The following is a 525-nucleotide window of genomic DNA, read 5'->3' as shown; positions in this document are numbered from 1 at the left end:
CGTAGTAACCTGCAAGGGAGGCTACTTCCCCTGGGGAAGTATCGAGGTGGAAGACTCACCGGAGAGGGGCTGGAAGCCATGGTCATGGACTGCACGTCGGACCGGCACGATCAGCACGACATCTACGCCGCGCAGTGCCCGTGCCGCGAGGTGCTCGACCTCCTGGCCAACAAATGGTCCGCGCTGGCCATCGGCGCCATGGGGGCGGGACCGCAGCGCTTCGGCGCCCTGCTGCGCCGTCTCGAAGGCGTCAGCCCGAAGGTCCTGACCAGCACACTGCGCCGCTTGGAGGAGAAGGGGTTCGTGGACAGAACCGTGTACCCGGCGGTGCCGCCGCACGTCGAGTATGCGCTCACGGCGCTCGGCCACAGCGTGGCGGAGCCCTTGGCCCAGTTGCGGAACTGGGTCGAGAACCACCTCGACGAGATCCAGGCCCTCGATCCTGCCTGAGACCGTGTCCGTACGCGATGAAGCGACGGATCGCTCGGGGGGGGGGGGAGGGGCCGAACGCCCCTCCTTCAGGGC

Annotated in this window: 1 protein-coding gene; it reads left to right on the top strand. The window is 68.0% G+C overall.

Annotation, left to right across the window (positions count from 1 at the left end; genetic code table 11):
• Nucleotides 1–84: 84 nt before the first annotated feature.
• A complete protein-coding gene (locus G3I78_RS47485) occupies nucleotides 85–450 on the top strand; it encodes a helix-turn-helix domain-containing protein (RefSeq protein WP_324617044.1) in 366 nt (121 codons plus the stop codon).
• Nucleotides 451–525 lie beyond the last annotated feature (75 nt).

It is taken from the genome of Streptomyces sp. SID13726 (genome assembly GCF_010548375.1).
GTDB lineage: Bacteria > Actinomycetota > Actinomycetes > Streptomycetales > Streptomycetaceae > Streptomyces.
The sequence above is the reverse complement of the archived record's forward strand: the minus strand, read 5'-3'. Positions and strand labels throughout refer to the sequence as shown.